Here is a 1,733-nt window from a genome sequence, read left to right as displayed (position 1 = left end):
CCCCCGCGCGTCCAAAGCAAGCCTCCGCGCGTCCAAAGCAAGTCGCCGCGCGTCCAAAGCAAGTCGCCGCGCGTCCAAAGCAAGCCCCTGCGCATCCAAAGCAAGCCCCCGCGCGCTCAAAGCGAAGCCATCCACGCCCAAAGCAATTTCCCAGCAAACAAAAACGATGCAAGAATCGGGATTCTCGCATCGTTTCAATCATTCCTTATCACTCAGGCGCTTGCCTCCGGTTGCATAATGGTTTTTCGACATTTCTTCGATGATGACAGAAACGTTTTGAATAGGAGCGCCAGTCGTTTCAGCGACGACTTGCGATACTTTTTCACAGAGATTGCGTTTCTGCTCATCCGTGCGGCCCTCAATCATTTTTACAGTTACAATTGGCATACTATTTCCCCCTTTCGTCAAAACTTATGTATAGTGTATATAATAGCAGAGTGGGAGGGGTTATAGGAATGACGAATGAGCAGAAACCGAAACGAAAAATGGGATTCACCATCATAAAAGATGATCCGACCGATGGACATGGAGGATTCGGAATCGGGTCATTGTCACTCGAAAACGTCTCACCAGTCATCGTCGATATCGAAGAAGGAGAGGCGCGCATCGAAATCGGTGCGATGCACGCCCGCAGCGACACGGAGCGCGGCGTGAAATTCACGACGAACCGCGAAGACTCGGAAGGCGGTAAACCGTACTGGCTCGTCTGGGTGACGATCGATTTCAAGAAGGATGGCCCTTACTATGCAGGCGTCACTGCATGCGAAATGGTCGTGAACCGTGAAAAGCGCAGAGGCTATAAAATCCTTGCAGATCATGTGAATAAAATGGACAAGTCCATGAAGCGAAATATTATCGTCGATCATATGGACGATAAATCGAAACAGATCCTCGTAGATTTCCTGTCGACTCACAACAATGAAATGTGGGAGCGCAGCGAACCGAAATTGCGCATCGATCTGGGTGTCGACTCGCTTGAATTATGAACAAACTGTGAAATTTTATGACTTCGGCGTCATATGAGGTTGAATGTCTTTGAAAAAGGAAGTACACTGAACTTACAGCTTGCGATTGTAAGCTAGGACAACCGGAATAATGCGCTTCCCGTCAATTGCTGGTTCAACATAACCCAAGCGATGATCCATCAATCGGCAGATCGCATTCGACGGTAAAAAAGCTTTGCCCCGCTGATTCAGTTCAGAAGGGCAAAGCTTTTTTGATTTCTATCCTTTGCTTTTGTTCATCGTCCAGACTCCGGGCGCTAGCTGCTCGGGTCATAAGTCAAAGATGCTCTGTAAATCTTGCGCATTGATTGTGCTCGCAAAAGCCGTTCTTCGTTACGGCTTTCGCTTTTGGTTATTCAAAAAACGAAAACGGAAATAATTCGAACGTACCTGAATCGTCTTCGTCGCCGTTTCGCTGTTCGCGCAAGTTTTTGTCGGTGCACAGCTTTTGCGGCAAGTCTTTTTCCTTCAAATACATCAGTCGCTGCTTCGGACATTCATTGACCGCAATGCCCCCGGTTTCGACGTCGACGATGACGCTGCTCACGCCTTTCGGGGGAATGAACGGCTCTGGCGTTTTGCCGGCGTGGACCGTTTCCATGAAATCGATCCAGATTTTCTTCGAGGCGGCCTTGTCCTCCAAGTCCGTCAATTGCTGGCCGACGTCATAGCCTGTCCAGATTCCCGCCGTCAGTGAAGGGGTGTAGCCGATCAAGTATTGGTCGGGAA

The 1,733-nt window shown here is 49.3% G+C and carries 3 protein-coding genes and 1 pseudogene; 1 reads left to right on the top strand and 3 read right to left on the bottom strand.

Going from position 1 to position 1,733, the window contains the following annotated elements; genetic code table 11:
• Together AWV70_RS24885 and AWV70_RS19755 are read right to left on the bottom strand one after the other, a co-directional pair.
• A partial coding sequence (locus AWV70_RS24885) for a hypothetical protein (protein WP_235588777.1) occupies positions 1–198 on the bottom strand: 198 nt, incomplete at its 3' end.
• Positions 199–387 (bottom strand): 2-hydroxymuconate tautomerase, encoded by a 189-nt coding sequence (locus tag AWV70_RS19755; protein ID WP_060210241.1) that lies wholly within the window; start codon positions 385–387, stop codon positions 199–201.
• A 68-nt stretch (positions 388–455) separates the two neighbouring features.
• Between AWV70_RS19755 and AWV70_RS19750 the strand changes: the two genes are divergently transcribed.
• Entirely contained in the window at positions 456–986 is a 531-nt protein-coding gene (locus AWV70_RS19750) for a YwhD family protein (RefSeq protein WP_060210240.1), read from the top strand.
• 370 nt (positions 987–1,356) lie between these two features.
• On the opposite strand, the pseudogene AWV70_RS19745 reads toward AWV70_RS19750, so the two are convergent.
• Positions 1,357–1,733 (bottom strand): annotated as a pseudogene (locus AWV70_RS19745) (penicillin-binding protein); the annotation flags it as partial.

The sequence above is a fragment of the Sporosarcina koreensis genome (assembly GCF_001531445.1).
GTDB lineage: Bacteria > Bacillota > Bacilli > Bacillales_A > Planococcaceae > Sporosarcina > Sporosarcina koreensis_C.
Note: the sequence above shows the minus strand (reverse complement) of the source record. Positions and strands in the feature narration are given on the sequence as shown.

Bases quoted from the DNA above. Each gene is read 5' to 3' on its own strand.
- AWV70_RS19750 (WP_060210240.1), top strand. From the start codon at position 456: ATGACGAATGAGCAGAAACCGAAACGAAAAATGGGATTCACCATCATA.
- AWV70_RS19755 (WP_060210241.1), bottom strand. From the start codon at position 387: ATGCCAATTGTAACTGTAAAAATGATTGAGGGCCGCACGGATGAGCAG.